This window comes from Acinetobacter sp. HR7, from assembly GCF_000773685.1.
Taxonomy (GTDB): Bacteria; Pseudomonadota; Gammaproteobacteria; order Pseudomonadales; family Moraxellaceae; genus Acinetobacter; species Acinetobacter thermotolerans.
Genome location: NZ_JPQO01000116.1, coordinates 1 through 5,413, shown reverse-complemented (window position 1 = coordinate 5,413; position 5,413 = coordinate 1). Strand labels below are relative to the sequence as shown.

The following is a 5,413-nucleotide window of genomic DNA, read 5'->3' as shown; positions in this document are numbered from 1 at the left end:
ATAGACGGATTTAAAATGAGGCTATGTCCTTTTTATTTCAATGACTTAAAAAGTTGAGATTGGCGTATAACTAACTAAAATTTTGTATAAAAAATGAATGATCACTGAAATTCAAATCACTGATATTGGTGAAAGTGACATAACAAAAAGAGCTGTCCATGGATTCGCAACAAGGTCCGGTGATTTTCGGCAATATTTCTAAACTTGCTGCCAAATTGGCGCTGATCATTGTGCCTTTTATTCTGTCCTGCTTGATGAGTGGCATCATTTCCTTGATCAATATGCTGCGTAATTTAGGCTGGATGGAAGGCTTTCTGTCACTTTGGCTGCATAACTGGATGATCTTTAAGCCTTCGCTTTTCCGATCGTGCTGTTACTGCTGCCGGTGGTGCACAAGATCACCGGGCTGTTGGTCGATATGAACGGGTCACAATCACCAAAATAAGTTATTGATTCTCCATGGGTGAATCAGCAGGTTGTTCAGTGAGAGGATGCTAAAAAGAGATATTCAAAGTGCTTAGAGTAGATGTTCGACCACAGCACGAATAATCCCCAGTGCCAAACCGATAAACCCACCGACTACCACACCATTGACGCGGATCATATGCAGGTCACCACCAACCTCATTTTCAATCTTGCTGATCATCTCGCGTGAATCCCATTCATGAATCCGTTCACTGATAAAGCGGATCACTTTCTCGCTATATTGGTCACTGAGCTCTACCGCCAGGCCGCTCATACGATTATTCAGTAATTCACGTACTGAGTCATTGGACATGATATTTTCCCCGACCTGCTGAATCGCAATACGCAGGTTTTCGGCAATGCCAGAATCCGGTTTTTCCAGATCGGCCTTGATGGCATCACACAGAATCACCACCGCACCCCCGATAAAATTGAGCACCTGTGGGCTATCCAGCAGGGCATCCTTGGCATTATTCAGACGCTGGCTAGCTTCACTGTCATTGTTGGCCAGTTCCAGCATCAGTTGTTGTGCCGACTCTTCAATTTTCAGTCGCCATGGATGCTGGGGATCAGCGAGCATGGCTTCGACGCGCTGAATGACAGAATCAATACTGCGCTGCTGGACATCAATACCGATCCAGCTGGCCCCTTTGGCCAGTTTCCACACACCCATTTCCTTAAACAGGGTACGGGTCAGTTCACGGGTCTGGTCTGGATGCGAAGTCATCCAGACATGCACCAAATCTAGTCCACGCTGTAACACATCCTGATGGAAGTCATTTTCCAGCACGGCACGCAGCATTTCGCTGGCCAGATGGTTGATTTGGGTGTTTTTGACCCACTGCACACTGTTGGTCTGGATAAAGCTGGAAATTTGCTCCTGACCGACAAATTCAAAGATCCGCGGTGCAGTCTGCTGGATCACCTGGGTGACCTGAAGATTATTGGCCGGATTGGCCAGCCAGCGACCTGCGGCCAGACTCAGGTCAGTATTGGCCAGACTGCGCTGCACGATTTGCGGCGACAGGAAATTTTCTTGCACAAAGCGACCCATGGATTCAGCAATCCGCGCCTTGTTGCGTGGAATGATTTCGGTATGATCCCGCAGGAACTTTGGAATCGGTAACCGGCCAAAAGGATTGCGGAACAGCACGGTAATCGCGTACCAGTCCGCCAGACCACCGACCACACCGGCTTCTGCTGAAAGCATCAGGATATGGATCAGCCAGATATATTGCGGTAGCAGTTTGGCAGCCACCATCAGTGCCAGCCAGGCCAGTACGGCCGTAAGCAAAGCCATGGTGGCAAAGCGTTTACTGCGTTGCAGGCTCGGTGAACTGGTCTGTTCTGGCATAAAGTCTCCTGTTATTTATTATTGGTCGTTGCTGGCTGTGGCTGCAGCACTTCACCGCTTGGACTCAGGCCATATTTTTGTCCCAGCGACTGCAGGATCAACCGCGCATCAAAGGCATCCTGTGGTGCCTGTCCCTGTTTAAAACATTCGATGGTATAGCCGACCTGTGCCGGTTCCACAGTCACCCGATATGGCATGTCATAGAATGGATCATACCAGCCATAGGGATGGCGGCGATAATAGCCATACGGATAGGGCCTTGGACTCGGATAGACAATCGCCTCACGTGGTGGCTGATGGGTTAAATTGCTGGGATCATCTTTGACCCGGAAGAACTGGAAGCCATTCTGCACGGCCGTTTGTGCAGCTTTGACCAAGGCAATTTCTTCAGCTGTGCCAAAGCTCATATTTGGCCGTGCCTTAAAACTGATGCGATAAGTCTGGGCATTCAGCGGCGTGGTGGTGTACTGGCCGAGCTGGTCAAAGGTGAGCGGTTTGGATGGCGTAGTCGCACAACCCGAGAGCAGGGCAGAGCCTGCAAGAGCCAGGGCAACGAGCGTCTTTTTCATATTGGTTCTCCTGATAGGGTGATCCAGCGGTAGCAGTCGGTGTAAATGCCTAAAAACTGCTGTCCGGCTGGGTCAGGAAACTGAGTTCTTCCTCGGTCGATTCACGGCCCAGAATCTGGTTGCGATGCGGATAGCGTCCAAAACGGTCGATAATGATTTTATGCTTAATTTCATATTCGAGATTGGCTGGATTGCCAAGACGCTGAAATAATTTTAAGGCAAATTCATGGATCAGCCTGGATTCGCTGTGCATGAACGGCATATACAGAAAGGAACGCTGTTCCGGACTCAGCTGCTTGTCCAGATCCTGATTGATGGCCTCCTGTGCCAGTGCCAGTGCCAGACTGTCCTGAGCAAAGGCACGCGCTGTTCCCCGATAAATATTGCGTGAAAACTGGTCTAGAACAATGATTTCAGCCAGACGACCTTCCGCCGATTTGCGCCATGACCACAATTCTGCCTGGCTGGCCTGTTGCAGAATTTCTGAAAATTTTTCAGTCAAACTTTGGTCGAACTGCTCGCTTTTGGCAAACCAGTTCGGCTGAGCCTCATCACTAAACCAGAAATTTAAAATATCTTCATAATTCATAATGTTTACAATTCATTAGCATTTATTTGTCAATAAAATCACAAATTTCACATGTCTTATAGAGGAAGTTTGTGTTAAAAAAATTGCCGGATTAAAATCAACGGTTTGCCTGAAATCTAGGCGGGGTATAATGTGCAGCCCCCAAATCGCGTTATACTTGTATAAATCGATGATTTTATTTTAATAGTTTAGCCCATTAAGCGAGATTGTAATGAGTCAACCTGAATCGACTGCCCAAGCTATATTGCCTTCTTGGGTGGATTCGTCGCTCATCCAAGGGATGCTACGCGGTATCGAGCGAGAAAGTCTGCGTATGCAAAGCAATGGCTTTCTGTCGCAAAGGCCGCATCCTCAAGCGCTCGGTTCAGCTCTGACCCATCCGCATATTACCACTGACTATTCTGAAGCCCTGATGGAGTTCATCACCCCGCCACAAGATACGATTCGGGGTGCGCTGGACTACCTGATGGATATCCACGCCGTGGTGAATCGCCAGTTGGAAGGTGAAGAAAAGCTTTGGCCGATGTCGATGCCATGCATGCTGGATAGCACAGATGACAATATTCCGTTAGCACAGTATGGCTCTTCTAATATCGGCCTGTTCAAGACCCTGTACCGCCATGGTCTGGGTGTGCGTTATGGCCGTCGTATGCAGACCATTTCCGGCGTGCATTACAATCTATCTTTCCCGGATCAATTGTTTGAAGCCTTGCAGGCCAATGAAACTGATGAAGCTTTAAAAAGCTTAAGCTTGCAGGATTACCGCAGCCATCGTTATATGGGCTTGATCCGGAACTTTATCCGTCTGACCCCATTGGTGATTTTTCTGATCGGTGCCAGTCCGGCGGCGTGTCAGTGCTTTATGACGGGTCGTGACCATCAGATGCTGCCATTGACGCGCGGAACTTTGTATACCCCGTATGCTACTGCGCTGCGTATGGGACGTTTTGGGTACCAGAATTCGGCACAAAAACAGCTCGGTATTCAATACAACAACTTGCATGACTATTTAGAGGGTCTGCAAAAGGCCGTCAAAACACCGTATAAACCGTTCACCCGTTTAGGCTTAGATGATGCTAATGGTGAGCCGATCCAGATCAATGACCATGTGCTGCAAATCGAAAATGAATACTATAGTCTGGTACGCCCGAAACAGGTACCGGAAGATGGAGAAACCCCCTCTCAGGCACTAGCGAATCGCGGCATTGGTTATGTTGAACTGCGTGCCGTAGATGTCAATCCATATAGCCCGATAGGGATCGATGAAAATACCGCTGGTTTCCTGGAAGTGGTAGCCCTGTATTGTTTATTACAGGATAGCCCAGCCCTGTTGCAGGATGAACAGGATGTGATTGACCAGAATCAGGCTGAAGTGGTGAACCGTGGCCGCGCTGCCAATGCAGCGATCTGGGAAAATGGCCAGAAATATCCAATTGAAGATTGGTGTGTGATCTATATGAAGCAGATGCAGCCACTGGCGGAACTGCTGGATGAGACTTATGGCACTGACCTGTATCGCAAAGCTATGCAAACCATGCAGATTCGGGTGGATGAAGTGGATACTACGCTGTCTGCATTGATTGTTGGCGATACCCGTACCCATGGGGGGATGTGGCATTTTGGCCAGATGCTGGCGCATCAGCATATTGAAGCTTATCAAGCACATCAGCTGAGCAAGAAAAAAGCAGCCTACTTTGCTGATTTAGCAGAAAAATCCTTGCAGAAGCAGCAAGAACTCGAGCAAGATAGCGGCATCAGCTTTACTGAATATCTTGCTCAATATCGATAATAAATAAGAGGGCCGACCATGAAATGGGGGTTTCGCTTCGTCAGTGGTGCGTTATTTGTCGCATCCGTGCTGGGGATGACATTTGCATTATATCTGGAACATGTACAAGGGCTTGAGCCTTGCCCGCTCTGTGTTTTCCAGCGGATTGGCCTGATTGGCCTGGGGATCATTTCGCTAATTGCTTTGCTGCATAATCCAAAATCCAATGCAGGCAAGCGTCTGTATGCATTTTTAGGTTCACTCAGCATTTTATGGTCTGCCGGTGTGGCAGCACGTCATGTCTGGCTGCAGAGCTTGCCACCAGATAAAGTGCCGAGCTGTGGTCCGGGACTAGATTACTGGCTGGAAACCTTGCCAATGAAATCGGTGCTGCAACAGGTGCTCACCGGTTCAGGTGAATGTGCCAAAGTGGACTGGACTTTCCTTGGGCAGTCATTGCCGGTCTGGTCATTGGTGTTCTTTAGCATTTTGCTCTTGGTCAGCTTGTGGCAGCTGTTCCGAAAATATCAGACCAAGCCGGTACAACGCTTAAGAGACAAATACTAAATAAAAAGGCCCTCGATTGAGTAATGCCAGTCAGTTAAGCAAATATTAGAAAAATGTAGTAAAAATGAGTGTATGTAAATACGCTCATTTTTTTATGTCTT

At 48.1% G+C, this 5,413-nt stretch carries 5 protein-coding genes and 1 pseudogene; 3 read left to right on the top strand and 3 right to left on the bottom strand.

Annotated features, from left to right (window positions below):
* Positions 1 to 158: 158 nt before the first annotated feature.
* Positions 159 to 445 (top strand): annotated as a pseudogene (locus GW12_RS15385) (DUF2798 domain-containing protein).
* A 72-nt stretch (positions 446 to 517) separates the two neighbouring features.
* On the opposite strand, the gene GW12_RS05950 reads toward GW12_RS15385, so the two are convergent.
* The 3 genes from GW12_RS05950 to GW12_RS05940 are packed head-to-tail and all read right to left on the bottom strand — an operon-like array spanning position 518 to position 2,977.
* Complete coding sequence (locus tag GW12_RS05950) at positions 518 to 1,819, bottom strand: DUF445 domain-containing protein (RefSeq protein WP_034584790.1); 1,302 nt, start codon at positions 1,817 to 1,819, stop codon at positions 518 to 520.
* A gap of 11 nt (positions 1,820 to 1,830) precedes the next feature.
* On the bottom strand, positions 1,831 to 2,388 hold the full coding sequence (locus GW12_RS05945) for a hypothetical protein (RefSeq protein ID WP_034584787.1): 558 nt from the start codon (positions 2,386 to 2,388) through the stop codon (positions 1,831 to 1,833).
* A 49-nt stretch (positions 2,389 to 2,437) separates the two neighbouring features.
* Entirely contained in the window at positions 2,438 to 2,977 is a 540-nt protein-coding gene (locus GW12_RS05940; RefSeq protein ID WP_034584784.1) for a DUF924 family protein, read from the bottom strand.
* Positions 2,978 to 3,188: 211 nt separating this feature from the next.
* On the opposite strand from GW12_RS05940, the gene gshA reads away from it, so the two are divergent.
* Positions 3,189 to 4,766 (top strand): glutamate--cysteine ligase, encoded by a 1,578-nt coding sequence (gshA, locus tag GW12_RS05935; protein ID WP_034584781.1) that lies wholly within the window; start codon positions 3,189 to 3,191, stop codon positions 4,764 to 4,766.
* A gap of 18 nt (positions 4,767 to 4,784) precedes the next feature.
* Entirely contained in the window at positions 4,785 to 5,312 is a 528-nt protein-coding gene (locus tag GW12_RS05930) for a disulfide bond formation protein B (RefSeq protein ID WP_034584778.1), read from the top strand.
* Positions 5,313 to 5,413 lie beyond the last annotated feature (101 nt).